We start from the raw sequence: 26,288 nt of genomic DNA, 5'->3' as shown, positions 1-26,288 counted from the left end.
GGGCACCGGGCGCGGGTGCCCGCCCGTCGGCCACGCCCGCGCGTGGCTACGATGGGCCAGCCGGCGGCCAGCAGGGGCCGCGGCGTCACCGACCGTCGGGAAGGCCATGCTGAACAAGTACGCGCGTGCATTCTTCACGCGTGTCCTCACACCGTTCGCCGCGTTTCTCATCCGGCGGGGGGTGAGCCCCGACACGGTGACGCTCCTCGGCACGGCCGGGGTGGTCGCGGGGGCGCTGGTCTTCTACCCCAGGGGAGAGTTCTTCTGGGGCACGGTCGTGATCACCCTGTTCGTCTTCTCCGACCTGGTCGACGGCAACATGGCCCGCCAGCTGGGCCGGTCCAGCCGCTGGGGCGCCTTCCTGGACTCCACCCTGGACCGGGTCGCCGACGGCGCGATCTTCGGCGGCTTCGCGCTCTGGTACGCGGGCCGCGGCGACGACAACGTGCTGTGCGCCGTGTCGATCTTCTGCCTGGCCAGCGGCCAGGTGGTGTCGTACACCAAGGCGCGCGGCGAGTCGATCGGGCTGCCGGTCGCCGTCAACGGGCTCGTCGAGCGCGCCGAGCGGCTGGTGATCTCGCTGGTCGCGGCCGGTTTCGCGGGGCTGCACAAGTTCGGGGTGCCGGGCATTCAGTGGCTGCTGCCGATCGCGCTGTGGATCGTCGCGGCGGGCAGCCTGGTCACCCTGGTGCAGCGGGTCGTCACCGTGCGCCGGGAGTCCGAGGAGGCCGAGGCGGCGGCCGGGCAGCGGGCCGGCGGGGCCGCGCAGTGAGCGCCGCGGACCGGTTCGCCGACGCGCTGTACGGTCTCGGCTGGAGCACCGTGAAGAAGCTCCCCGAGCCGGCCGCCGTGCGCCTGGGCCGGTCCATCGCCGACGCCGCCTGGAAGCGGCGCGGCAAGGGCGTGCGGCGCCTGGAGGCGAACTACGCGCGCGTGGTGCCCGGGGCGTCCCCGGAGCGGCTGGCGGAGCTGTCCCGCGCCGGCATGCGCTCGTACCTGCGGTACTGGATGGAGTCCTTCCGGCTGCCGGCCTGGAGCGCCGAGCGCGTGCGGACGGGGTTCGACCCGAAGGACGTGCACCATCTCACCGAGGGGCTGGCCGCAGGCCGGGGCGTGGTCCTCGCCCTGCCGCACCTGGCCAACTGGGACCTGGCCGGGGCGTGGGTCACCACCGAGCTGGAGACGCCGTTCACGACGGTCGCCGAGCGCCTGAAGCCCGAGTCGCTGTACGACCGTTTCGTGGCCTACCGCGAGGGGCTGGGCATGGAGGTGCTGCCGCACAGCGGCGGCGCGGCCTTCGGCACCCTGGCCCGGCGGCTGCGCGACGGCGGCCTGGTCTGCCTGGTCGCCGACCGCGATCTGTCCGCCTCCGGGGTCGAGGTCGACTTCTTCGGGGAGCGGGCCCGCATGCCGGCCGGCCCGGCCCTGCTCGCCCAGCACACGGGAGCGCTGCTGCTGCCCGTCACCCTGTGGTACGACGAATCGCCCGTCATGAAGGGCCGTGTCCATCCCCCGATCGCGGTACCCGGGTCAGGCACGCGCGCGGAGAAGACGTCTGTCATGACACAGGCACTGGCCGACGCCTTCGCCACCGGGATCGCCGAGCACCCGGAGGACTGGCACATGCTCCAGCGCCTGTGGCTCGCCGACCTCGACCCCGCGAAGGGACCCGCGTGAGAATCGGGATCGTCTGCCCGTACTCCTGGGACGTGCCCGGTGGCGTCCAGTTCCACATCCGTGACCTCGCCGAGTACTTCCTCCGTCTCGGCCACGATGTCTCCGTCCTGGCCCCGGCCGACGACGACACCCCGCTGCCGCCGTACGTCGTCTCCGCCGGCCGCGCGGTCCCGGTGCCGTACAACGGCTCGGTGGCCCGGCTGAACTTCGGCTTCCTGTCGGCCGCGCGGGTGCGGCGCTGGCTGCACGAGGGCGCCTTCGACGTGGTGCACATCCACGAGCCGACCTCGCCCTCGCTGGGCCTGCTGACCTGCTGGGCGGCGTCCGGGCCGATCGTGGCCACCTTCCACACCTCCAACCCGCGCTCGCGGGCGATGATCGCCGCCTACGCGATCCTCCAGGCCGCGCTGGAGAAGATCAGCGCGCGGATCGCGGTCAGCGAGTACGCCCGGCGCACGCTGGTCGAGCACCTCGGCGGGGACGCGGTGGTCATCCCCAACGGCGTCGACGTGGACTTCTTCGCCCGGGCCGAGCCCAGGCCCGAGTGGCAGGGGGGGACCATCGGCTTCATCGGGCGGATCGACGAGCCGCGCAAGGGGCTGCCCGTCCTGATGCGGGCGCTGCCGAGGATCCTGGCGGCCCGCCCCGGAACCCGCCTGCTGGTGGCCGGCCGGGGCGACGAGGAGGCCGCCGTCGCCGGCCTGCCCGAGGAACTGCGCCCGCGCGTGGAGTTCCTCGGCATGATCAGCGACCAGGACAAGGCCCGCCTGCTGCGCAGCGTCGACCTGTACGTGGCGCCCAACACCGGCGGGGAGAGCTTCGGCATCGTCCTGGTCGAGGCGATGTCGGCGGGCGCGCCCGTGCTCGCCTCCGATCTCGACGCGTTCGTGCAGGTCCTCGACCAGGGCGGGGCCGGCGAGGTGTTCGCCAACGAGGACGCCGACGCGCTGGCCGAGGCCGCCGTGCGCCTGCTCGGCGACCCGGCCCGCCTGGCCGAGCTGCGCGCGCGGGGCAGCGCCCATGTACGGCGCTTCGACTGGTCGACGGTCGGCGCGGACATCCTGTCCGTCTACGAGACGGTGACGGCGGGCGCGGCGGCGGTCGCCACGGACGAGCGCACGGGACTACGGGCCCGCTTCGGGCTCGCACGCGACTGACGCGGGACCGACGGGGGACCCACGCGGGCGGGCCCGGGCCCGGGAGGGCGCCGCACCGGTTCCGGCGTCCGGGGGCGGGCGCGGGGCCGGGCCCGGCGGCGCGTGAGCCGGGTCGCTGACCGCAGCCCCGCCGCGGAGCGGCGCGCGCCGGTCCGCCTGTGGCCGTACGGGGCGGGGACGGCCGGCGGCCGCCGGGTCCGCCGCGCCGTGCCGATTCCGCAGCGGCCCCACGGACCGCGCGCCTGCCCGGCGACGCGCACCGGGACCTGGCCGTTCGCGGTCGCGGCGGAGCCCGCGCGCCCGAGTACACGGCGAGGGCGGGAGGCGCCGCCCCGGCCGCCGCGCGCCCGTTCCTCCCTCACGCGACAGCCGGTCCCGTACGAACCCCGCCGACTGCGAGCCGGTCCCGTACCGGCCGAGCCGGGCCGGGGCGGGCCGGCACCGGACAGCGCGGCGTCACCGGCCCCGGCGGCTTGGAAGGGGCCTCCTGGCGGCCGATAGCCTTCGGGCGTGACCGCAACCCTCATCTGGATCCTCGTCGCGCTCGTCGCCGTCGGCGTCTACCTCAGCTGGACCGCCGGGCGGCTGGACCGCCTGCACGTGCGGATGGACGCCGCCCGGGCGGCGCTCGACGCGCAGCTGCTGCGGCGCGCCTCGGTGGCCCAGGAGCTGGCGACCTCGGGCGTGCTGGACCCGGCCGCCTCGATCGTGCTCTACGAGGCCGCGCACGCGGCCCGGCAGGCCGAGGAGGAGCAGCGGGAGGTCGCCGAGAGCGAGCTGAGCCAGGCGCTGCGGGCGGTCTTCGAGGACGCGGCCCAGGTGGAGGCGGTGCGCGAGGCCCCCGGCGGCGACGCGGCGGCCCGTGAGCTGGCCGAGGCGGTCCGCCGGGTGCCGATGGCCCGCCGCTTCCACAACGACGCCGTGGGGGCCGCCCGCAGACTCCGCGGACACCGCAAGGTCCGCTGGTTCCGGCTGGCCGGCCACGCCCCCTTCCCACTGGCCTTCGAGATGGACGACGAGCCGCCCGCGGCCCTCGTCGAGCGGGTCTCATGAAGACCGGGTGAACAAAAGGATCCACCGGCTTTCCATTGGCCCTTGCTGTGGCCTGGCCCGCTCGCGTTTCCTCAGTGGTGCACCAACCCTCTTTTCCCATCAGTGAGGTCACCCGTGTCCACCACCGAGAACCAGGCTCCCGAGACCGGTACCGCCCGTGTGAAGCGCGGCATGGCCGAGCAGCTCAAGGGCGGCGTGATCATGGACGTCGTCACGCCGGAGCAGGCGAAGATCGCCGAGGACGCGGGCGCCGTCGCCGTCATGGCCCTGGAGCGCGTCCCGGCCGACATCCGCAAGGACGGCGGCGTGGCCCGTATGTCCGACCCGGACATGATCGAGGGCATCATCGACGCGGTCTCGATCCCGGTGATGGCCAAGTCCCGCATCGGCCACTTCGTCGAGGCCCAGGTGCTGCAGTCCCTCGGCGTGGACTACATCGACGAGTCCGAGGTGCTCACCCCGGCCGACGAGGTCAACCACTCCGACAAGTGGTCCTTCACCACCCCGTTCGTGTGCGGCGCCACCAACCTGGGCGAGGCCCTGCGCCGCATCGCCGAGGGCGCCGCGATGATCCGCTCCAAGGGCGAGGCCGGCACCGGCAACGTCGTCGAGGCCGTCCGCCACCTGCGCCAGATCAAGAACGAGATCGCCCGCCTGCGCGGCTACGACAACCACGAGCTGTACGCCGCCGCCAAGGAGCTGCGCGCCCCGTACGAGCTGGTCAAGGAGGTCGCCGAGCTGGGCAAGCTTCCCGTGGTGCTGTTCTCCGCCGGCGGTGTGGCCACCCCGGCCGACGCGGCCCTGATGCGTCAGCTCGGCGCCGAGGGCGTGTTCGTCGGCTCCGGCATCTTCAAGTCCGGCGACCCGGCCAAGCGCGCCGCCGCCATCGTGAAGGCCACCACTTTCTACGACGACCCGAAGATCATCGCGGACGCGTCGCGCAACCTCGGCGAGGCCATGGTCGGCATCAACTGCGACACCCTCCCCGAGACCGAGCGCTACGCGAACCGCGGCTGGTGAACCGCACAGGCAACGGCACTCCCATGAACACTCCTGTCATAGGCGTCCTGGCCCTCCAGGGCGACGTACGGGAGCACCTCATCGCCCTGGCCGCGGCGGACGCCGTGGCCAGGCCGGTGCGGCGCCCCGAGGAACTCGCCGAGGTCGACGGCCTCGTCCTGCCCGGCGGCGAGTCCACCACCATCTCCAAGCTGGCCGTCCTCTTCGGCGTGATGGAGCCCCTCCGCGCGCGCGTGCGCGCCGGCATGCCCGTCTACGGCACCTGCGCCGGCCTGATCATGCTCGCCGACAAGATCCTCGACCCGCGCTCGGGCCAGGAGACGGTCGGCGGCATCGACATGATCGTGCGCCGCAACGCCTTCGGCCGGCAGAACGAGTCGTTCGAGGCCGCGGTCGACGTCAAGGGCATCACCGGCGATCCCGTGGAGGGCGTCTTCATCCGCGCCCCCTGGGTGGAGTCCGTGGGCGCGGGCGCCGAGGTGCTCGCCGAACACGCCGGCCACATCGTCGCCGTCCGCCAGGGCAACGCGCTCGCCACCTCCTTCCACCCGGAGCTGACCGGCGATCATCGTGTGCACGCGCTGTTCGTCGACATGGTGCGCGCCGACCGGGCGGCGGAGTCCTTGTAGGATCTCCGGGGGTCCCCCCGGCCTTTCGACCGAGGGGCGTTCGTACAGGATGGGTTACGCGAAGGAGACAGGCAGATGTCCGGCCACTCTAAATGGGCCACGACGAAGCACAAGAAGGCCGTGATCGACGCCAAGCGCGGCAAGCTCTTCGCGAAGCTGATCAAGAACATCGAGGTCGCGGCGCGCATGGGCGGCGCGGACCCCGAGGGCAACCCGACGCTGTACGACGCCATCCAGAAGGCGAAGAAGTCGTCGGTCCCGAACAAGAACATCGACTCCGCGGTCAAGCGCGGCGCGGGCCTGGAGGCCGGCGGCGCCGACTACGAGACGATCATGTACGAGGGTTACGGCCCGAACGGTGTCGCGGTGCTCATCGAGTGCCTCACCGACAACCGCAACCGCGCCGCCTCCGAGGTCCGTGTCGCCATGACCCGCAACGGCGGCTCCATGGCCGACCCGGGTTCGGTGTCGTACCTGTTCAACCGCAAGGGCGTCGTCATCGTCCCCAAGGGCGAGCTGACCGAGGACGACGTCCTCGGCGCCGTCCTGGACGCCGGTGCCGAGGAGGTCAACGACCTCGGTGAGACCTTCGAGGTCATCAGCGAGCCGACCGACCTCGTCGCGGTCCGCACCGCCCTCCAGGACGCCGGCATCGACTACGAGTCGGCCGACGCCAACTTCGTCCCGACCATGCAGGTCGAGCTGGACGAGGAGGGCGCCAAGAAGATCTTCAAGCTCATCGACGCGCTCGAGGACAGCGACGACGTGCAGAACGTCTTCGCGAACTTCGACGTGAGCGACGAGATCATGGAGAAGGTCGACGCGTAACGCGTACGGCTGACGACCGGGCCGACGGGACACCCCCCGTCGGCCCGTCGCGTTGTACGGCGTTGTCGGTGGCACCCGATAGCCTGCACGAACAGGCGAGCGGGTGACCGAAGGGAGGGGCGCGCGGTGCGTGTTCTGGGGGTGGACCCCGGCCTGACCCGGTGCGGGATCGGCGTCGTCGAGGGTGTCGCGGGGCGCCCGCTCACCATGCTCGGCGTCGGGGTGGTCCGCACCCCGGCCGACGCCGACCTCAGCCACCGGCTGCTCGCCGTCGAGCAGGGCATCGAGGAGTGGCTGGACGAGCACCGGCCCGAGTTCGTCGCCGTGGAGCGCGTCTTCAGCCAGCACAACGTGCGCACGGTCATGGGCACCGCCCAGGCCAGTGCCGTGGCCATGCTGTGCGCCGCCCGGCGCGGCATCCCCGTCGCCCTGCACACCCCCAGCGAGGTCAAGGCCGCCGTCACCGGTTCCGGGCGCGCCGACAAGGCCCAGGTGGGCGCCATGGTCACCCGCCTGCTGCGGCTGGCCGCGCCCCCGAAGCCCGCCGACGCAGCCGACGCCCTCGCGCTCGCCATCTGCCACATCTGGCGGGCCCCCGCCCAGAGCCGGCTCCAGCAGGCCGTCGCCCGGCACGCAGTCCACGCAACGAAAGGCCCCACGGCATGATCGCCTTCGTCAGCGGCACGGTCGCCGCGCTCGCCCCCGACACCGCGGTCATCGAGGTCGGGGGCGTCGGCATGGCCGTGCAGTGCACCCCGAACACGCTGTCGACGCTGCGCATCGGCCAGTCCGCCCGGCTGCACACCTCGCTCGTCGTCCGCGAGGACTCGCTCACGCTGTACGGCTTCGCGGACGACGACGAACGCCAGGTCTTCGAGCTGCTCCAGACCGCGAACGGCGTCGGCCCGCGGCTCGCCCAGGCCATGCTGGCCGTGCACACCCCGGACGCGCTGCGCCGCGCGGTCGCCACCGGTGACGAGAAGGCCCTCACCGCGGTCCCCGGCATCGGCAAGAAGGGCGCCCAGAAGCTGCTGCTGGAGCTGAAGGACCGGCTCGGCGAACCCGTCGGCGCCCCGGCCGTCGGCGCGCCCGTCACCCAGGGCTGGCGCGACCAGCTGCACGCCGCCCTGATCGGCCTCGGCTACGCCACCCGCGAGGCCGACGAGGCGGTGGCCGCCGTCGCGCCCCAGGCCGAGGCGGCGGACGGCACCCCGCAGGTGGGCCACCTGCTGAAGGCCGCCCTGCAGACCCTGAACCGCGCCCGCTGACCTGCGCCACCCCGCAAGGAGAACTTCGTGAACTGGGACGACACGACCGGTACCCCCGCCGAGGAGCGGCTCGTCGGTGCGTCCGCCGACCGGGAGGACCAGGCCGTCGAGGCCGCCCTGCGCCCCAAGGACCTCGACGAGTTCATCGGCCAGGAGAAGGTGCGCGAACAGCTCGACCTGGTGCTGCGCGCCGCCCGCGCGCGGGGCGCCACCGCCGACCACGTGCTGCTCTCCGGGGCGCCCGGCCTCGGCAAGACCACCCTGTCGATGATCATCGCGGCGGAGATGGGCGCCCCCATCCGCATCACCTCAGGCCCCGCCATCCAGCACGCCGGCGACCTCGCCTCGATCCTGTCCTCGCTCCAGGAGGGCGAGGTCCTCTTCCTCGACGAGATCCACCGCATGTCCCGGCCCGCCGAAGAGATGCTGTACATGGCGATGGAGGACTTCCGTGTGGACGTCATCGTCGGCAAGGGCCCCGGTGCCACCGCGATCCCGCTGGAGCTGCCGCCGTTCACCCTGGTCGGCGCCACCACGCGCGCGGGCCTGCTGCCGCCGCCCCTGCGCGACCGTTTCGGCTTCACCGCGCACATGGAGTTCTACGAACCGCACGAGCTGGAACGCGTGGTGCACCGCTCGGCGAGCCTGCTGGACGTCACGATCGAGCCGGACGGCGCCGCCGAGATCGCCGGCCGCTCCCGGGGCACGCCCCGCATCGCCAACCGGCTGCTGCGCCGAGTCCGCGACTACGCGCAGGTCAAGGCCGACGGGGTGATCACCCGGGAGATCGCCGCAGCCGCGCTGGCCGTCTACGAGGTCGACGCGCGCGGCCTGGACCGGCTGGACCGCGCCGTCCTCGAGGCCCTGCTGAAGCTGTTCGGCGGCGGACCGGTGGGCCTGTCCACCCTCGCCGTCGCGGTGGGGGAGGAGCGGGAGACCGTGGAGGAGGTCGCCGAACCCTTCCTGGTCCGCGAGGGACTGCTCGCCCGCACCCCGCGCGGCCGGGTCGCCACCCCCGCCGCCTGGGCGCACCTCGGGCTGACCCCGCCGCACGCACCCGGCGCGGGAAACGGACAACAGGACTTGTTCGGGGCGTGACGGCGGCCGGGCGGCGAGGACGGTGGCCCGGCCGGAACCCAGGTGCCATGCTGAGCGTTGTTCCATGAGAGCGGACTCGCTTAGACTCCGCCGATGCCGCCCTTGTGGGCGGCGCCGACCACACCCCCATCCAAAAGGCCGCTCACCCGCGCGGTCGCGCGAAGGAAATTCCGTCCCGTGAATGCCTATACCCTTCTCCCGTTCATCGTGCTCATCGCGGCCATGTTCCTGATGACGCGTTCGGCCAAGAAGAAGCAGCAGCAGGCCGCCGACATGCGGAACCAGATGCAGCCCGGATCCGGAGTCCGCACGATCGGGGGGATGTACGCGACGGTCAAGGAGGTCAACGAGGACACGGTCCTCCTCGACGCCGGGCCGGGCGTCGACCTCCTCTTCGCCAAGAACTCGATCGGCGCCGTCCTCACCGACGACGAGTACAACCGCATCGTCCACGGCATCGAGCACGACCTGAAGTCCGACACCGGCATCGTCCCCGACGACGCCTCCTCCCTCACCGAGACCGACGAGACCGACGGATCCGCCGACGCTGCCGCCGCCTCGGACGACAAGATCGACCTCGGTAAGAAGGACGCCCCCGAGGCCGGCGCGGACGACCAGCCGAAGAAGACCGACGGCGACTCCGACGCGAAGTAGTCACTCCTCGGGACACGCGGCGGCGGCATGATGGGCGCCCCGCGTGCCCCGGGCGCTTCTGTTTCCCGCACGGGAGCCCGACACCATGTCATGGCCGACCGCGCCGACCGGGCGCGGGGCGGCCCGAGAGGGAGTACGAGAAGGTGGCAGCACCTAAGAGGGGCCGAAGCGCGAGCGCCCCGAGCAAGCCAGGGCGCTCGCTGGCCCTCATCCTGATCGCCATCGTGGCGCTCGCCGGAGGGATGTTCGCCTCCGGGCACACCACTCCGCGTCTCGGCATCGACCTCGCCGGTGGTACGAGCATCACGCTCAAGGCGAAGGCCGATCAGGGGTCCGCGATCAACAAGGCCAACATGGACACCGCGGTCGACATCATGAACCGCCGGGTCAACGGCCTGGGTGTCTCCGAGGCGGAGGTGCAGACCCAGGGGAACGACAACATCATCGTCAACATCCCCAAGGGCACCAACTCCAAGGAGGCCCAGGAGCAGGTAGGCACCACCGCCAAGCTGTACTTCCGGCCGGTCCTGGCCAGCGAGCCCAGCGGCCCCGCCGCGAAGAACCCGTCGCCGAGCGCGTCGACCGGCAACAGCCCCTCCCCGAAGCCGAGCGGCAGCCCGTCCGCGTCCGCCTCCTCGAAGGAGAAGGCGTCCTCGACCGGCGGCTCCACCTCCCCCTCGGCCTCGGCCACCGCCCAGGGCCGCGCGGTCACCGACGCCCTGAAGGCCGGCTCCACCCCCTCCCCGGGCGGCTCCGCCGCCGGCAGCGCCAAGCCCTCGGCCACGCCGTCGGCCCCGGCCGGCAGCGGCTCCGGCTCGGACGCCCGGCTCCAGGCCCAGTACGCGGCCCTGGACTGCACCAAGCCCACCGACCGGGCGAAGGCCGGCAAGAACGCCAAGCCCGGTGAGCCCACCGTGGCGTGCGGCAAGATCGACGACGCCTGGTACAAGTACCTGCTCGGCCCGGCCGCCGTGGACGGCACCGAGGTGAAGAAGGCGCAGGCCGTCTTCGACACCCAGGGCGCCGCCGGCTGGCAGGTCCAGATGAACTTCACCAAGGGCGGGGCCAAGAAGTTCGCCGACATCACCGGCGAGCTGGCCAAGAAGACGCAGCCGCAGAACGAGTTCGGCATCGTCCTGGACGGCGAGGTCGTCTCCAGCCCGTACGTCCAGCAGTCCATCACCGGCGGCCAGGCGGAGATCTCCGGCAGCTTCCAGCAGGACGAGGCCCAGGGCCTCGCCAACATGCTGTCGTACGGCGCCCTGCCGCTCTCCTTCCAGGAGCAGTCCGTCACCACCGTCACCGCCGCGCTCGGCGGCGAGCAGCTGCACGCCGGTCTCCTCGCGGGCGCCATCGGCCTCGCCCTGGTCGTGCTGTACCTGGTGGTGTACTACCGCGGCCTGTCCCTCGTGGCCATGGCCTCGCTGGTGGTCTCCGCGATCCTCACCTACGTGATCATGTCGCTGCTCGGCCCGGCCATCGGCTTCGCGCTGAACCTGCCGGCCGTCTGCGGTGCCATCGTCGCCATCGGTATCACCGCGGACTCGTTCATCGTGTACTTCGAGCGCATAAGGGACGAGATCCGCGAGGGCCGCACGCTGCGCCCCGCGGTGGAGCGGGCCTGGCCGCGTGCCCGGCGCACCATCCTGGTCTCCGACTTCGTGTCGTTCCTCGCCGCCGCCGTGCTGTTCGTCGTCACCGTCGGCAAGGTGCAGGGCTTCGCCTTCACGCTGGGCCTGACCACCCTGCTCGACGTGGTCGTCGTCTTCCTGTTCACCAAGCCGCTGATGACGCTCCTCGCCCGCCGCAGGTTCTTCGCGGACGGCCACAAGTGGTCCGGCCTCGACCCCAAGAGCCTGGGCGCCAAGCCCCCGCTGCGCCGTACCCGCCGTCCCGCCGGTCCCGCCGCCGGCCCCGTCGACCCGAAGGAGGCCTGAGCGATGTCGAAACTCGGCACCATCGGCGCCCGGCTGCACCGCGGCGAGATCGCCTACGACTTCATCGGCAAGCGGAAGATCTGGTACGGCGTCTCGATCCTGATCACCATCACGGCCATCGTCGGCCTGGCGGTGCGCGGCCTGAACATGGGCATCGAGTTCGAGGGCGGCGCGGTCTTCACGACCCCCACGAAGATGAGCACCTCGGTGGCCCAGGCGGAGGACTACGCCAACAAGGCCTCCGGTCACCAGGCCATCGTGCAGAAGCTGGGCAACGGCAGCCTGCGCATCCAGATCGCCGGCATCGACACCGGCCAGTCGGACCGGATCAAGCAGGAGCTGGCCAAGGACCTGAAGCTCGACCCCGAGAAGCTGGCCGCCGACCTGGTCGGGCCCAGCTGGGGCGAGCAGATCGCCAACAAGGCCTGGCAGGGCCTGGCGATCTTCATGGTCCTCGTGGTGATCTACCTGGCGATCGCCTTCGAATGGCGCATGGCCGTGGCCGCGCTGGTCGCGCTGATCCACGACATCACCATCACGACCGGTATCTACGCCCTGGTCGGCTTCGAGGTCACGCCCGGCACGGTCATCGGTCTGCTGACCATCCTCGGTTACTCGCTCTACGACACGGTCGTCGTCTTCGACAGCCTCAAGGAGCAGACGAAGGACCTCACCAAGCAGACCCGGTTCACCTACAGCGAGGTCGCCAACCGGTCGATCAACGGCACCCTGGTCCGGTCCATCAACACCACGGTCGTCGCGCTGCTGCCGGTCGCCGGTCTGCTCTTCATCGGCGGCGGGTTCCTCGGCGCGGGCACGCTCAACGACATCTCGCTGTCGCTGTTCGTGGGCCTCGCGGCCGGTGCCTACTCGTCCATCTTCATCGCCACGCCGCTCGTCGCCGACCTCAAGGAGCGCGAGCCCGCGATGAAGGCCCTCACCAAGCGGGTCCGGGCCAAGCGCGCCCAGGCCGCCGCGGAGGAGGACCTCGCCGGGGTCCGCGCCGGTGCCGGTGACGACACCGACGACGGCGCCCCCGCCGTCGTGGGTCCGCGCAACCAGCCCGCACGCGGCCGGGGCCGCGGCCGTACCTCGGGGAAGCGCCGATGACCGACATCCAGGAACTGCTGCTGAGCCGCATCCGCGACGTGGCCGACTACCCGGAGCCGGGCGTGGTGTTCAAGGACATCACCCCGCTCCTGGCCGACCCGGCGGCCTTCACCGCGCTCACCGACGCGCTGGCCCAGATCGCCGCCGACACCGGCGCGACCAAGATCGTCGGACTGGAGGCCCGGGGCTTCATCCTCGGCGCCCCGGTCGCCGTCCGCGCGGGCCTCGGCTTCATCCCGGTCCGCAAAGCGGGCAAGCTGCCCGGGGCCACCCTGCGCCAGGCCTACGACCTGGAGTACGGCTCGGCGGAGATCGAGGTGCACGCCGAGGACCTGGCCGTCGGCGACCGCGTGCTGATCGTGGACGACGTCCTGGCCACCGGCGGTACGGCCGAGGCGGCGATCCAGCTGATCCAGCGCGCCGGCGCCGAGGTGTCCGGGCTCGCGGTGCTGATGGAGCTGGGCTTCCTGAGCGGCCGGGCCCGGCTGGGGACCGCGCTGGACGGGGCCCCGCTCCAGGCGCTGCTCCAGGTCTGAACGCCCCGCGGCGGACGGCCGCCCCGGTGCTTCGCGCGCCGGGGCGGCCGTCCGCGCTCCGGCGGGATCCCCGCCGGATCCCCGCGGGTCCCGGCCGGCGTATCCGCAGGTCCGCCGGGGTCCGCCCGCCCGCCGCCGGTGCCGGTGCGGGGGCCGTGCGACCGGCCGTCCGGAATCCCGGGGCAGCCTTGGGCGTTGCAGGGGTACACGGTCCTCACAGCCGCCTGAAGGCGATGACCGGGCGCAGGATGGCTACCATGGGGTCTCCGGAGCCTGACCGGGGGACCCGGATCGCGCACGAGGAGTCCTCTTGCCAGACGAGGCCCAGCCACTGACCGCCGCCAAGCCCGAGCCCGCCTCGGCCGCCGCGGCGAAGCCCGCGCCGAGCGCTTCCCAGGTGAAGAACGACACCCGCGGGGCGGTCGAGCACGCCCACTCCGCGCCCGTGGAGAAGAGCGCCGAGTCCGCGCGTCCCAAGCCGGCCCCGGCCGAACGTCCGGCGCAACCCCCGGTGGTCCGCCAGCCGGCCGCGCAGCCCACCCGCACCGCCTCCTCCAACCGGGTCCGGGCCCGCCTCGCCCGCCTCGGCGTCCAGCGCGCGAACCCCTACAACCCGGTGCTGGAGCCCCTGCTGCGGATAGTGCGCAGCAACGACCCCAAGATCGAGAACTCCACGCTGCGCCAGATCGAGCGCGCCTACCAGGTCGCCGAACGCTGGCACCGCGGCCAGAAGCGCAAGAGCGGCGACCCGTACATCACGCACCCGCTCGCCGTCACCACCATCCTCGCCGAGCTGGGCATGGACCCGGCCACCCTGATGGCGGGGCTGCTGCACGACACCGTCGAGGACACCGAGTACGGCCTCGACGACCTGCGCCGCGACTTCGGCGACGTCGTCGCCCTGCTCGTCGACGGCGTCACCAAGCTGGACAAGGTCAAGTTCGGCGAGGCCGCGCAGGCCGAGACCGTGCGCAAGATGGTCGTGGCCATGGCGAAGGACCCGAGGGTCCTGGTCATCAAGCTCGCCGACCGGCTGCACAACATGCGCACCATGCGCTACCTCAAGCGCGAGAAGCAGGAGAAGAAGGCGCGCGAGACGCTGGAGATCTACGCCCCGCTCGCCCACCGCCTCGGCATGAACACCATCAAGTGGGAGCTGGAGGACCTCGCGTTCGCGATCCTCTACCCCAAGATGTACGACGAGATCGTACGGCTGGTGGCCGAGCGGGCGCCGAAGCGCGACGAGTACCTGGCCATAGTGACCGACGAGGTCCAGTCCGACCTGCGCGCCGCCCGGATCAAGGCCACCGTCACCGGCCGGCCGAAGCACTACTACAGCGTCTACCAGAAGATGATCGTGCGGGGCCGCGACTTCGCCGAGATCTACGACCTGGTGGGCATCCGCGTCCTCGTCGACACGGTCCGCGACTGCTACGCCGCCCTCGGCACGGTGCACGCGCGATGGAACCCGGTCCCCGGCCGGTTCAAGGACTACATCGCGATGCCCAAGTTCAACATGTACCAGTCGCTGCACACGACGGTCATCGGCCCCAACGGCAAGCCGGTCGAACTCCAGATCCGCACGTTCGACATGCACCGCCGCGCCGAGTACGGCATCGCCGCGCACTGGAAGTACAAGCAGGAGGCCGTCGCCGGCGCCTCCAAGGTCCGCACCGACGCGCCGAAGACGTCGGCCAAGGACAAGGACGCCATCAACGACATGGCGTGGCTGCGGCAGCTGCTGGACTGGCAGAAGGAGACCGAGGACCCCGGCGAGTTCCTGGAGTCCCTGCGCTTCGACCTGTCCCGCAACGAGGTCTTCGTCTTCACGCCCAAGGGCGATGTCATCGCGCTGCCGGCCGGCGCCACCCCGGTGGACTTCGCGTACGCCGTGCACACCGAGGTCGGCCACCGCACGATAGGGGCGCGGGTCAACGGCCGCCTGGTCCCGCTCGAGTCCACCCTGGACAACGGCGACCTGGTCGAGGTCTTCACCTCCAAGGCGCCCGGCGCCGGCCCGTCCCGGGACTGGCTCGGCTTCGTCAAGTCGCCGCGGGCGCGCAACAAGATCCGCGCCTGGTTCTCCAAGGAGCGCCGGGACGAGGCGATCGAGCAGGGCAAGGACGCCATCGTGCGGGCCATGCGCAAGCAGAACCTGCCGATCCAGCGGATCCTGACCGGGGACTCGCTGGTCACCCTCGCGCACGAGATGCGCTACTCGGACATCTCCGCGCTGTACGCGGCGATCGGCGAGGGCCATGTCTCCGCGCAGAACATCGTGCAGAAGCTCGTCCAGGCGCTCGGCGGCGAGGAGGCGGCCACCGAGGAGATCGACGAGACGGTCCCGCCCTCGCGCGGGCGCGGGCGCAAGCGGCGCTCCACCGCCGACCCGGGCGTCGTCGTCAAGGGCGTCGAGGACGTGTGGGTCAAGCTGGCCCGCTGCTGCACCCCGGTGCCGGGAGACCCGATCATCGGCTTCGTGACCCGCGGCAGCGGCGTATCGGTTCACCGCAGCGACTGTGTCAACGTCGACTCGCTGTCCCGGGAGCCGGAGCGCATCCTCGACGTCGAGTGGGCGCCGACCCAGTCCTCGGTCTTCCTGGTCGCCATCCAGGTGGAGGCGCTGGACCGGTCCCGGCTGCTGTCGGACGTCACCCGGGTGCTGTCCGACCAGCACGTCAACATCCTGTCGGCGGCCGTGCAGACCTCCCGGGACCGGGTGGCCACCTCCCGGTTCACCTTCGAGATGGGCGACCCCAAGCACCTCGGCCACGTGCTGAAGGCGGTCCGGGGCGTGGAGGGCGTGTACGACGTGTACCGGGTGACCTCGGGACGCAGCCGCTCGTAGCCCGCGCGGCGCGAGAGCCCAGGACGCCGAGAAGGGCCCCGTACGCGCGTACGGGGCCCTTCCAGCCGGACTGCGGGGTACCTAGCCGCCGAACTCCTGCAGACCCTTCAGAGCCTGGTCCAGGAGCGCCTGGCGGCCCTCCAGCTCCTTCTCCAGCTTGTCGGCCCTGGAGTTGTTGCCCTGGGCGCGCGCCTGGTCGATCTGCGCCCGCAGCTTGTCCACGGCGGCCTGGAGCTGACCGGTCAGACCCTCGGCACGCGCGCGTGCCTCCGGGTTCGTCCGGCGCCACTCGGCCTCCTCCGCCTCCTGGAGGGCCCGCTCGACGGCCTGCATCCGGCCCTCGACCTTCGGCCGGGCGTCCCGCGGGACGTGACCGATGGCCTCCCAGCGCTCGTTGACCGAGCGGAAGGCGGCCCGCGCGGCCTTCAGATCGGTGATCGGCAGGAGCTTCTCGGCCTCCTCGGCCAGCTCCTCCTTCAGCTTCAGGTTCTCCGACTGCTCGGCGTCCCGCTCGGCGAACACCGAGCTGCGGGCGGCGAAGAACACGTCCTGGGCACCGCGGAAGCGGTTCCAGAGATCGTCCTCGTGCTCGCGCTGGGCGCGGCCCGCCGCCTTCCACTCCGCCATCAGCTCGCGGTAACGGGCGGCCGTGGGACCCCAGTCCGTCGAACCGGACAGCGCCTCCGCCTCGGCGACCAGCCGCTCCTTGACGCGGCGGGCCTCCTCGCGCTGCGCGTCCAGCTGCGCGAAGTGCGCCTTGCGGCGCTTGGAGAACGCCGACCGGGCGTGCGAGAAGCGGTGCCACAGCTCGTCGTCGGACTTGCGGTCCAGCCGCGGCAGCCCCTTCCAGGTGTCCACCAGCGCCCGCAGCCGCTCACCCGCGGCCCGCCACTGGTCGGACCGGGCCAGCTCCTCGGCCTCGGCGACCAGGTCCTCCTTGGCCTTGCGGGCCTCGTCGGACTGCTTGGCCCGCTGCGCCTTGCGCTCCTCGCGGCGCGCCTCGACGGTCGCCACGAGCTTGTCCAGCCGCTCCCGCAGCGCGTCCAGATCGCCGACCGCGTGGTGCGCGTCCACCTGTTCGCGCAGGTGGCCGATGGCGGCCTGGGCGTCCTTCGCCGACAGGTCGGTGGTCCGCACGCGCTTCTCGAGGAGGCCGATCTCGACAACCAGGCCCTCGTACTTGCGCTCGAAGTAGGCCAGCGCCTCATCGGGGGAGCCGGCCTGCCAGGAACCGACGACCTTCTCGCCGTCGGCCGTACGCACGTACACGGTCCCCGTCTCGTCGACGCGGCCCCACGGGTCGCTGCTCACAGCGCCTCCTCCACATGATGCCTGCGGGGGCCGCAGCACCCCGGGCATCGTCCACAATTTCGTCACGGCCAACATAGGCGACCAGCGGGCGGCCTGTCCGCATCCAGCGCCACCGAAATTCCGCCGCCCGCCCCGTTGACCTCCCGGTCCGGGCCCCGGAAGGGGCCGGCCGGGTCCGGGCAGCGGGTCAGGACTTGACGACCGAGGCCTTGTCGATCACGACCGTCGCGTTCGGCGCCCCGTCGCCCGCGCCCGTGTTCTCCCCGGCCGCCGCGATCTTCTCCAGCACCTTCATGCCCGCCGCGTCGACCGTGCCGAACGGGGTGTAACGGGGCGGCAGCGGGCTGTCCTTGTAGACGAGGAAGAACTGGCTGCCGCCGGTGTGCGCCTGCCCTGTGTTGGCCATCGCCACCGTGCCCGCCGGGTAGGTGCTGTTCTTCAGGCTCTTGTCCTTGAGGTTCTCGTCCGGCAGCGTGTAGCCCGGACCGCCCGCGCCGGTGCCCTGCGGGTCGCCGCACTGCAGGACGTAGATGCCCTGGGTGGTCAGCCGGTGGCACTTGGTGTGGTCGAAGTAGCCCTGCCCGGCGAGGAAGTCGAACGAGTTCACCGTGTGCGGCGCCGCCGACGTCTTCAGCGCGACGCCGATGTCACCGCACGTCGTCGCCAGCTTCAGCGTGTACTTCGCCGACGTGTCGATCGTCATCGCCGGCTCCTTCTTCCAGCTCAGCTTCTTCACCGAGCCGGCCGCCGGCTTCTCGCACGGGTCCGGTGCCTTGCTGGCCGGCGCGCTCGGCGAGGTGCTCGGGGTGGCACCCGGGGTGACCTCGGCGCCCGCGTTCGTCTTCTTGTCGTCGTCGTCCTTGAGCACCCCCGTCGTGTACAGGGCGACACTGCCGATCACGACCACGCCCAGTACCGACGCGATCACGGAGTTGCGCAGGCGGGCCTTGCGCCGCGCCTCGGTGCGTCGCTGCTGCTGCCGCAAGAACTTCTCCCGGGCGAGCTGACGCCGCCGCTGCTCCTGGCTGACCACCGGGTTCTCTCCTCATGCGTGTCGTGTGTCGGGCGGTACGCGTGCGTCCTCGTGCTCCGACCGCTGCGTGTAGCCCCGTACCGTATATGGGTTCGCTGAGGAAACGGCAGCGCCGGTAGGCTCTGGGAGCAGCTGAAGCCGCCTGTAACCGACACAACGAAGGACGATCGTGCTCATTGCCGGGTTCCCCGCCGGGGCCTGGGGGACGAACTGTTATCTCGTCGCCCCCGCCGCCGGTGAGGAGTGCGTGATCATCGACCCCGGCCACCAGGCCGCCCAAGGCGTCGAGGAAACGCTGAAGAAGCATCGGCTCAAGCCCGTGGCCGTCGTCCTCACCCACGGCCACATCGACCACGTCGCCTCGGTCGTCCCCGTCTGCGGCGCGCACGACGTACCGGCCTGGATCCATCCCCAGGACCGGTACATGATGAGCGACCCGGAGAAGGCGCTCGGCCGGTCCATCGGCATGCCGCTCATGGGCGAGCTGACCGTGGGGGAGCCGGACGACGTCAGGGAGCTGACGGACGGCGCCGCCCTGGAGCTGGCCGGCCTCACGTTCTCCGTCGCGCACGCGCCGGGCCATACCAAGGGGTCGGTGACCTTCCGGATGCCCGAGGCCGCCGACGTCCCGTCGGTGTTCTTCTCCGGGGATCTGCTGTTCGCCGGCTCCATCGGACGCACCGACCTGCCGGGCGGATCCATGGAGGACATGCTCGAGTCGCTGGCCCGCGTGTGCCTGCCGCTCGACGACTCCACCGTGGTGCTGTCCGGCCACGGCCCCCAGACGACCATCGGCCAGGAGCGCGCCACCAACCCCTATCTGCGGCAGGTGGCCGCCGGCCCGGGAAGCGCGGACGCTCCCCGACGAGGAATGTGACGAGAGACCTTTCGTGAGCACTTTTCAGGCCCCCAAGGGCACCTACGACCTGATCCCGCCGGACTCGGCCGCCTACCTCGCGGTCCGCGAGGCCATCGCCGCCCCGCTGCGCAACTCCGGCTACGGCTACATCGAGACCCCCGGCTTCGAGAACGTCGAACTGTTCGCGCGCGGTGTCGGCGAGTCCACCGACATCGTGACCAAGGAGATGTACGCCTTCGAGACCAAGGGCGGCGACAGGCTCGCCCTGCGCCCCGAGGGCACGGCGTCCGTGCTGCGGGCGGCCCTGGAGGCCAACCTGCACAAGACGGGCAACCTCCCGGTCAAGCTCTGGTACTCCGGCTCCTACTACCGCTACGAGCGCCCCCAGAAGGGCCGCTACCGCCACTTCTCCCAGGTGGGTGCCGAGGCGATCGGCGCGGAGGACCCGGCGCTGGACGCCGAGCTGATCATCCTGGCCGACCAGGCGTACCGCTCGCTGGGCCTGAGGAACTTCCGCATCCTGCTGAACAGCCTGGGCGACAAGGAGTGCCGCCCGGTGTACCGGAGCGCGCTCCAGGACTTCCTGCGCGGCCTGGACCTGGACGAGGACACCCGCCGCCGCATCGACATCAACCCGCTGCGGGTCCTGGACGACAAGCGCGAGTCGGTCCAGAAGCAGCTCGCCGGCGCCCCGCTGCTGCGCGACTACCTGTGCGACGCGTGCAAGGCGTACCACGAGGAGGTCCGCGAGCTGATCACCGCCGCGGGCGTCTCCTTCGAGGACGACCCCAGGCTGGTGCGCGGCCTGGACTACTACACCCGCACCACCTTCGAGTTCGTGCACGACGGCCTGGGCTCGCAGTCCGCGGTGGGCGGCGGCGGCCGGTACGACGGCCTGTCCGAGATGATCGGCGGTCCCGCGCTGCCGTCCGTCGGCTGGGCGCTGGGCGTCGACCGCACGGTCCTCGCGCTCCAGGCAGAGGGCGTGGAACTGGACCTGCCGACCCCGACGTCCGTGTACGCGGTCCCGCTCGGCGAGGAGGCCCGCCGGGTGCTGTTCGCCAAGGTCACCGATCTGCGCAAGGTCGGCATCGCGGCCGACTTCGCCTACGGCGGCAAGGGACTGAAGGGCGCCATGAAGAACGCCAACCGCTCCGGCGCCCGCTACACGATCGTGGCCGGCGAGCGCGACCTCGCCGAGGGCGTCGTCCAGCTCAAGGACATGGAGTCCGGCGAGCAGACCGCGATCGGCGTCAACGAGATCGTGGCGGAACTCGAGTCCCGGCTCGGCTAGCCGCAGGCGCGCGAGGGCGCCGGACGCTCCCCGCGAGGGGCGTCCGGCGCCCTCGCCGCAGCGGGGCCGGCCGCTGTCCGGAACCCGCCGGGGGCACCCGTCGTACGCAGATCCTTATGCGCAGCGAACGGTGCGCACACAGGCACGTGCGGCACAATGACCCCTGCCCGAAGATGGTCCGACCCTCGAGTGACGGAATCGGCGTGATGAGCAAGACGACAGTGAACGACGTCTCCGCGAAGCCCGGTCCGGAGCGCGCCGCCGACGCCCCGCGCGCGGCCGGCGGCAGCCGCGCCTTCGCCATCCTGCTGCTGATCACCGGCGCGGCCGGACTGCTGGCCTCGTGGGTCATCACGATCGACAAGTTCAAGATCCTCGAGGCCAAGGTCGCGGGCACGACGTTCACCCCCGGATGCAGCCTCAATCCGGTGGTCTCCTGCGGCAGCGTCATGGAGAGCGAGCAGGCCGCCGCCTTCGGCTTCCCCAACCCGATGCTCGGGCTGGTCTGCTACGGCATCGTCATCTGCGTCGGCATGAGCCTGCTGGCCCGCGCCCGGTTCCCGCGCTGGTACTGGCTGACGTTCAACTTCGGCACCCTGTTCGGCGTGGGCTTCTGCACCTGGCTGCAGTTCCAGTCCCTGTACCGGATCAACGCGCTGTGCCTGTGGTGCTCGCTGGCCTGGGTCGCCACCATCACCATGTTCTGGTACGTCACCTCGTTCAACGTCCGCAACGCCTTCCTGCCGGCCCCGCGCTGGCTGCGGTCCTTCTTCGGCGAGTTCACCTGGGTCCTGCCGGTCGCGCACATCGGCGTCATCGGCATGCTGGTGCTGACCCGCTGGTGGGAGTTCTGGACCGGCTGACGGCCCCGAGGGGATTGTCAGTGCGGTGTTCTAGGGTTTCAGCGTGGAACCCGACCTGTTCACCGCCGCAGCAGAAGAACGCCAGGAGAAGGACCCGGCGGGCAGCCCCCTGGCGGTGCGCATGCGCCCGCGCTCGCTCGACGAGGTGGTGGGCCAGCAGCATCTGCTGGGACCCGGATCCCCCCTGCGCCGCCTGGTCGGCGAGGGCTCCGGCGGGCCCGCCGGACCGTCCTCGGTGATCCTGTGGGGCCCGCCCGGCACCGGCAAGACCACCCTGGCGTACGTGGTGTCCAGGGCGACCGACAAGCGGTTCGTGGAGCTGTCCGCGATCACCGCGGGCGTCAAGGAGGTCCGCGCGGTCATCGACGGCGCCCGCCGCGCCTCCGGCGGCTACGGCAAGGAGACCGTCCTCTTCCTGGACGAGATCCACCGCTTCAGCAAGGCCCAGCAGGACTCCCTGCTGCCGGCCGTGGAGAACCGCTGGGTGACCCTGATCGCGGCCACCACGGAGAACCCCTACTTCTCGGTGATCTCCCCGCTGCTCTCCCGCTCCCTCCTGCTCACCCTCGAACCCCTCACCGACGACGACATCCGCGGCCTGCTGCGCCGCGCCCTCGCCGACGAGCGCGGCCTGAAGAACGCCGTCACGCTCCCCGAGGAGACCGAGGAGCACCTGCTGCGGATCGCCGGCGGTGACGCCCGGCGCGCCCTGACCGCCCTGGAGGCCGCCGCCGGCGCCGCCCTGGACCAGGGCGAGAGCGCGATCGGCCTGCGGACGCTGGAGCAGACCGTCGACCGCGCCGCCGTGACGTACGACCGCGACGGCGACCAGCACTACGACGTCGCCAGCGCCCTCATCAAGTCCATCCGCGGCTCCGACGTCGACGCGGCCCTGCACTACCTGGCCCGCATGATCGAGGCCGGCGAGGACCCCCGGTTCATCGCGCGCCGCCTGATGATCTCCGCCAGCGAGGACATCGGCCTCGCCGACCCCACCGCGCTGCCGATCGCGGTCGCCGCCGCCCAGGCCGTCGCCATGATCGGCTTCCCGGAGGCCGCCCTCACCCTCAGCCACGCCACCATCGCCCTGGCCCTCGCCCCCAAGTCCAACTCCGCGACCACCGCCATCGGCGCCGCCCTGGAGGACGTGCGCAAGGGCCTGGCCGGCCCGGTGCCCCCGCATCTGCGCGACGGGCACTACAAGGGCGCCGCCAAGCTCGGCCACGCCCAGGGGTACGTGTACCCGCACGACCTGCCGGAGGGCATCGCCGAGCAGCAGTACGCCCCGGACGCCCTGAAGGACCGCGAGTACTACACCCCGGGCCGGCACGGCGCCGAGGCCCGGTACGCGGACGCCGTCGAGTGGACCCGCAGACACCTCGGTCGCAAGCGGTCCTGAGCAGCCTGTAGACTGCTCCGAAGTGCCGAGTCCCGTGCTGTCAGAGCGGGGCATCCGGCCGGAGACCCGGTCCCCCGTGGACCGGCTCCAGGAGCGTCGCGCACCGTCGAAGGTGTCGCGGGCAGCCCACCACCCCCCGTGCAATCCCGGGACGGTCGGTGGGCCACTCGCGTGCTGCACGTATGTGCCCAGACCAGGGAAGCGGCTGCCCGGCAGGTCCCGCGCGGACCCGACGGGTTTTCCCGGCTGCGGATGCGACCTCCCTAAACCCTGACGAGCCGGAATCTAGGAAATGAGACAACTGTGGCGAACCAGTCCCGCCCCAAGGTCAAGAAGTCGCGTGCCCTCGGCATCGCGCTGACCCCGAAGGCCGTCAAGTACTTCGAGGCCCGCCCCTACCCGCCGGGTGAGCACGGCCGCGGCCGCAAGCAGAACTCGGACTACAAGGTCCGTCTGCTGGAGAAGCAGCGCCTGCGCGCTCAGTACGACATCTCCGAGCGCCAGCTGGTGCGCGCCTACGAGCGTGCCTCCAAGGTCCAGGGCAAGACCGGTGAGGCCCTGATCGTGGAGCTGGAGCGCCGCCTCGACGCGCTGGTCCTGCGTTCGGGCATCGCCCGCACGATCTACCAGGCCCGCCAGATGGTCGTCCACGGCCACATCCAGGTCAACGGCCAGAAGGTCGACAAGCCGTCCTTCCGTGTCCGTCCGGACGACGTCGTGCAGGTCCGCGACCGCTCCAAGGACAAGACGCTGTTCCAGATCGCCCGTGAGGGTGGCTTCGCCCCCGACGGCGAGACCCCGCGCTACCTCCAGGTGAACCTCCGGGCCCTGGCGTTCCGCCTGGACCGCGAGCCGAACCGCAAGGAGATCCCGGTGATCTGCGACGAGCAGCTCGTCGTCGAGTACTACGCCCGCTGACCCAGGTCACGGCACAGGCTCAGCCCGCCGTCTCCCCGCCCCTCCGGGTGGGCGAGGCGGCGGGTTCGCGCTGTCCGGGGCCGGTGTCCGGGACCGGGCCGCGCGGCGCCGGCAGGGCGTCCAGCGTTCCCGGCTCCCGGCGGCGCAGCGCACGGGCCACCGCCGCCTCCCGGTCCAGCCCGGCCCCCGCCCGCACGCACTCGGCGTACCGCGCGTCCCCGAGCGCCCGCCGCGCCGCGGCCTCGCACCGCTCGTGCGGCCCGTTGTAGTACGCCGAACCGAACAGCGGCAGCCCGACCGAGGGCCACAGCCGCCCGGCGGCGCCCTGGAGCACCGCCGCCTCCACCGGATCGCCCTGCGCCACCGTCACCAGCGCCAGCAGCTCGACGACGAGCACCGAGCCCAGCAGATCTCGGAAGGCGTGCGCGTCGGCCAGCGCGTCCGCCAGCAGCGCCCGCGCGCCCCCCGGGTCCCCGGCGGCCCAGGCCGCGTACGCCAGCACGTACAGCGCGTACGAGCGCGCCCACCGCTCCCCGCGCTCCTCGCACACCCGGCGCACCTCCTCGCACAGCCGCACCGCGCCCGGCAGGTCCCCCTGGAACGCCCGGGCCATCGCCAGCTCCACCCGCCCCATCAGGACGTTGCTGTTCAGCTCGCCCATCGCCCGGTAACGCTCCAGAGCCGAACGCAGCAGCGCCTCCGCACCGGCCATGTCGTCGGTGACCAGGGCCAGACAGCCCATGCGGTGCTCGGCGTAGGCCACCGCCACCGGATCGGCCGCCCGCTCCGCCCGCTCACGGCACGCGCGCAGCGTCCGCAGCGCCGGCCCGGTGTCGCCCTGGAGGACCGCCACGTAGCCGAGCACCCACAGCGCCTTCAGCCGGGCCCGCTCGTACCCGGACTCCGGCTCCAGGCTGCGCTCCAGCCAGCGCCGGCCCTCCGACAGCCGTCCGCAGCCCACCCAGCAGAACCACAGCGACCCCGCCAGCTGCTGGCCGAGGTGCGCCTCGTCCGGCCCGGTCAGGCAGCACTCCAGGGCGGCCCGCAGATTCGGCAGCTCCACGTCCACGCGCGCGGCCACCTCCCGCTGCCGGGGCGAGCACCACTCCAGCTCGCACCAGGCCGCAAGGCCCAGGTACCAGTCCCGGTGCCGCCTGCGCAGCCGGTCCGCGTCCCCGGCCGCCGCCAGCCACTGGGCGCCGTAGGCCCGTACGGTGTCCAGCATCCGGTAGCGCGGTCCGGCCGGGCTCTCCTCGCGGGCGACCACCGACTGGGCCAGCAGTTCCGACAGCACGTCCAGCACGTCCTCCGCGGGCAGCCCCGCCCCGCCGCACACGTACTCGGCCGCCTCCAGGTCGAAGGTGCCCGCGAACACCGACAGCCGTGCCCACAGCAGCCGTTCGGCCGGGGTGCACAGCTCGTGGCTCCAGCCGATCGCGGTGCGCAGCGTCCGGTGCCGGGGCAGGGTGTCCCGGGCGCCGCCGGTCAGCAGCCGGAACCGGTCGTCGAGGCGGTCGAGCAACTGCCCCGGGGACAACACCCGCAGCCGCCCGGCCGCCAGCTCCAGCGCCAGCGGGATCCCCTCCAGCCGGCGGCACAGCTCCCGCACCTCCGGGCCGTCGGCCACCGGCACGCCGTGCGCCCGGGCCCGGTCGGCGAACAGCTCCACCGCCTCCTCGGGGCCGAGCGGCGCCAGCGGGAACAGCACCTCGCCCGCGAGGCCCAGCGGACGCCGGCCCACCGCCAGCACCCGCAGCTCCGGCAGCCCGCGCAGCAGCCGGGCCACCAGTCCGGCACAGGCCCCCGCCAGATGCTCGAACCCGTCCAGCACCAGCAGCATCCGCCGTCCCGCGAGCTGCTCCAGCAGCGTCTCGCGGGGCAGCCGGGTGGTGTGGTCGGTCAGCCCCAGCGCCTCCACGACCGCGTACTCGACGAACTGCGGATCGCGCACCTCGGCCAGCTCCACCCGGCCCCAGTCCGCGCCGTCCGCCGGACCGCCGCGCGCCCACCGCGCCGCCGCGCGCACGGCCAGCCGGGACTTGCCGACCCCGCCGGCCCCGGTCACGGTCACCAGCCGGGCCCGGCCGAGGGCCGCCGCCAGGCCGGCCAGCTCCGCCGAGCGCCCGATGAAAGCGGTCAGTTCGAGGGGCGGGGCACCGCCCGTCCCGGAACCGGGATCGTGAGGATCTCGCATGGGACACGGAGCGTACTGAACCGTGTTCACTGCGTACAATCACCCGGCGCGAGTGCGCCCCTCCCGCCGGGGAATCCGGTACGGAGCCGCGGCCCCGGCGCGATAGGCTCGGGGCACGACTTTTCCGATGCTCAGGCACGTTTCAGGGAGCGGGTGCGCACGTGTCCGGTACAGAGGTGGCCGGGATCCTGGTGGCCGTCTTCTGGGCGATCCTGGTCTCCTTCCTCGCGGTCGCGCTGGCGAGGCTGGCCCAGACGCTCAAGGCGACCACCAAGCTCGTCGCGGACGTGACCGACCAGGCCGTCCCGCTGCTCGCCGACGCCTCCCAGGCGGTGCGCTCCGCGCAGACCCAGATCGACCGGGTCGACGCGATCGCCTCCGACGTCCAGGAGGTCACCTCCAACGCCTCCGCGCTGTCGACCACGGTCGCCTCCACCTTCGGCGGCCCGCTGGTCAAGGTCGCGGCCTTCGGCTACGGCGTCCGCCGCGCGCTCGGCGGCCGCAAGGGGGAGGACGTGCCCGGCAAGTCGGCCCGGCGTACCGTGATCGTGGGCCGGACGGTCCCCGCCGCACGACGCAAGCGGAAGTAAGGACTGAGACCG

The 26,288-nt window shown here is 72.2% G+C and carries 24 protein-coding genes; 21 read left to right on the top strand and 3 right to left on the bottom strand.

The genetic code is table 11. The features are described 5' to 3' along the window. Window positions 1–106 precede the first annotated feature (106 nt). The 15 genes from pgsA (at window position 107) to relA (ending at window position 15,815) form a co-directional block, all read left to right on the top strand. Window positions 107–772, top strand: coding sequence for a phosphatidylinositol phosphate synthase (gene pgsA / locus AB0E62_RS13770; protein WP_362192017.1), 666 nt, complete (start codon window positions 107–109; stop codon window positions 770–772). Next, entirely contained in the window at window positions 769–1,677 is a 909-nt protein-coding gene (locus AB0E62_RS13765; RefSeq protein WP_362192015.1) for a phosphatidylinositol mannoside acyltransferase, read from the top strand. Before pgsA ends, AB0E62_RS13765 begins: the two co-directional genes overlap by 4 nt. Further along, the gene (locus AB0E62_RS13760; RefSeq protein WP_362192013.1) at window positions 1,674–2,834 is read left to right on the top strand and encodes a glycosyltransferase family 4 protein; all 1,161 of its coding nucleotides are present in this window, start codon (window positions 1,674–1,676) and stop codon (window positions 2,832–2,834) included. The genes AB0E62_RS13765 and AB0E62_RS13760 overlap by 4 nt, the downstream gene beginning before the upstream one ends. A gap of 510 nt (window positions 2,835–3,344) precedes the next feature. Further along, entirely contained in the window at window positions 3,345–3,887 is a 543-nt protein-coding gene (locus AB0E62_RS13755) for a hypothetical protein (RefSeq protein WP_362192011.1), read from the top strand. Between the two features lie 114 nt (window positions 3,888–4,001). After that, window positions 4,002–4,907 (top strand): pyridoxal 5'-phosphate synthase lyase subunit PdxS, encoded by a 906-nt coding sequence (gene pdxS / locus AB0E62_RS13750; RefSeq protein ID WP_362192009.1) that lies wholly within the window; start codon window positions 4,002–4,004, stop codon window positions 4,905–4,907. A 23-nt stretch (window positions 4,908–4,930) separates the two neighbouring features. After that, entirely contained in the window at window positions 4,931–5,536 is a 606-nt protein-coding gene (gene pdxT, locus AB0E62_RS13745) for a pyridoxal 5'-phosphate synthase glutaminase subunit PdxT (protein ID WP_362192007.1), read from the top strand. A gap of 75 nt (window positions 5,537–5,611) precedes the next feature. Further along, window positions 5,612–6,364, top strand: coding sequence for a YebC/PmpR family DNA-binding transcriptional regulator (locus AB0E62_RS13740; RefSeq protein WP_362192005.1), 753 nt, complete (start codon window positions 5,612–5,614; stop codon window positions 6,362–6,364). 126 nt (window positions 6,365–6,490) lie between these two features. Next, window positions 6,491–7,030: a crossover junction endodeoxyribonuclease RuvC gene (ruvC, locus tag AB0E62_RS13735; RefSeq protein WP_362192003.1), complete on the top strand. Its 540-nt coding sequence runs from the start codon at window positions 6,491–6,493 to the stop codon at window positions 7,028–7,030. Next, the gene (ruvA, locus tag AB0E62_RS13730; RefSeq protein ID WP_362192001.1) at window positions 7,027–7,632 is read left to right on the top strand and encodes a Holliday junction branch migration protein RuvA; all 606 of its coding nucleotides are present in this window, start codon (window positions 7,027–7,029) and stop codon (window positions 7,630–7,632) included. Before ruvC ends, ruvA begins: the two co-directional genes overlap by 4 nt. 27 nt (window positions 7,633–7,659) lie before the next feature. Further along, window positions 7,660–8,730 (top strand): Holliday junction branch migration DNA helicase RuvB, encoded by a 1,071-nt coding sequence (gene ruvB / locus AB0E62_RS13725; RefSeq protein ID WP_362191999.1) that lies wholly within the window; start codon window positions 7,660–7,662, stop codon window positions 8,728–8,730. 177 nt (window positions 8,731–8,907) lie between these two features. After that, window positions 8,908–9,384, top strand: a complete 477-nt coding sequence (gene yajC, locus AB0E62_RS13720; protein ID WP_362191997.1) for a preprotein translocase subunit YajC — start codon at window positions 8,908–8,910, stop codon at window positions 9,382–9,384. 143 nt (window positions 9,385–9,527) lie between these two features. Next, entirely contained in the window at window positions 9,528–11,321 is a 1,794-nt protein-coding gene (gene secD, locus AB0E62_RS13715; RefSeq protein ID WP_362191995.1) for a protein translocase subunit SecD, read from the top strand. A gap of 3 nt (window positions 11,322–11,324) precedes the next feature. Beyond that, window positions 11,325–12,431, top strand: a complete 1,107-nt coding sequence (gene secF, locus AB0E62_RS13710) for a protein translocase subunit SecF (RefSeq protein WP_362191994.1) — start codon at window positions 11,325–11,327, stop codon at window positions 12,429–12,431. Next, a complete protein-coding gene (locus tag AB0E62_RS13705) occupies window positions 12,428–12,967 on the top strand; it encodes an adenine phosphoribosyltransferase (RefSeq protein ID WP_362191992.1) in 540 nt (179 codons plus the stop codon). The genes secF and AB0E62_RS13705 overlap by 4 nt, the downstream gene beginning before the upstream one ends. 310 nt (window positions 12,968–13,277) lie before the next feature. After that, window positions 13,278–15,815 (top strand): GTP pyrophosphokinase, encoded by a 2,538-nt coding sequence (gene relA / locus AB0E62_RS13700; protein WP_362191990.1) that lies wholly within the window; start codon window positions 13,278–13,280, stop codon window positions 15,813–15,815. 81 nt (window positions 15,816–15,896) lie between these two features. Here relA and AB0E62_RS13695 read toward each other — a convergent pair whose 3' ends face one another. Then, window positions 15,897–17,126 (bottom strand): DUF349 domain-containing protein, encoded by a 1,230-nt coding sequence (locus AB0E62_RS13695; protein ID WP_362191988.1) that lies wholly within the window; start codon window positions 17,124–17,126, stop codon window positions 15,897–15,899. 187 nt (window positions 17,127–17,313) lie between these two features. Continuing rightward, on the bottom strand, window positions 17,314–18,159 hold the full coding sequence (locus AB0E62_RS13690; protein ID WP_362191986.1) for a peptidylprolyl isomerase: 846 nt from the start codon (window positions 18,157–18,159) through the stop codon (window positions 17,314–17,316). Between the two features lie 169 nt (window positions 18,160–18,328). Between AB0E62_RS13690 and AB0E62_RS13685 the strand changes: the two genes are divergently transcribed. The 5 genes from AB0E62_RS13685 to rpsD all read left to right on the top strand — a co-directional run bounded on the left by AB0E62_RS13685 (window position 18,329) and on the right by rpsD (window position 23,492). Further along, window positions 18,329–19,036, top strand: a complete 708-nt coding sequence (locus AB0E62_RS13685; RefSeq protein ID WP_362191984.1) for an MBL fold metallo-hydrolase — start codon at window positions 18,329–18,331, stop codon at window positions 19,034–19,036. A 13-nt stretch (window positions 19,037–19,049) separates the two neighbouring features. Next, entirely contained in the window at window positions 19,050–20,312 is a 1,263-nt protein-coding gene (gene hisS, locus AB0E62_RS13680; RefSeq protein ID WP_362191982.1) for a histidine--tRNA ligase, read from the top strand. A 206-nt stretch (window positions 20,313–20,518) separates the two neighbouring features. After that, complete coding sequence (locus AB0E62_RS13675; protein ID WP_362191979.1) at window positions 20,519–21,175, top strand: vitamin K epoxide reductase family protein; 657 nt, start codon at window positions 20,519–20,521, stop codon at window positions 21,173–21,175. A 43-nt stretch (window positions 21,176–21,218) separates the two neighbouring features. Continuing rightward, entirely contained in the window at window positions 21,219–22,574 is a 1,356-nt protein-coding gene (locus tag AB0E62_RS13670; protein ID WP_362191975.1) for a replication-associated recombination protein A, read from the top strand. A gap of 303 nt (window positions 22,575–22,877) precedes the next feature. Then, entirely contained in the window at window positions 22,878–23,492 is a 615-nt protein-coding gene (gene rpsD / locus AB0E62_RS13665) for a 30S ribosomal protein S4 (RefSeq protein WP_344350542.1), read from the top strand. 19 nt (window positions 23,493–23,511) lie between these two features. Here rpsD and AB0E62_RS13660 read toward each other — a convergent pair whose 3' ends face one another. Continuing rightward, the gene (locus AB0E62_RS13660; protein ID WP_362191973.1) at window positions 23,512–25,686 is read right to left on the bottom strand and encodes a regulator; all 2,175 of its coding nucleotides are present in this window, start codon (window positions 25,684–25,686) and stop codon (window positions 23,512–23,514) included. A gap of 161 nt (window positions 25,687–25,847) precedes the next feature. Here AB0E62_RS13660 and AB0E62_RS13655 point away from each other — a divergent pair, with 161 nt between their 5' ends. Further along, entirely contained in the window at window positions 25,848–26,276 is a 429-nt protein-coding gene (locus AB0E62_RS13655; RefSeq protein ID WP_362191971.1) for a DUF948 domain-containing protein, read from the top strand. The last annotated feature ends 12 nt before the right edge of the window (window positions 26,277–26,288 follow it).

Source organism: Streptomyces sp. NPDC038707 (assembly GCF_040636485.1).
GTDB lineage: Bacteria > Actinomycetota > Actinomycetes > Streptomycetales > Streptomycetaceae > Streptomyces.
The sequence above is the reverse complement of the archived record's forward strand: the minus strand, read 5'-3'. Positions and strand labels throughout refer to the sequence as shown.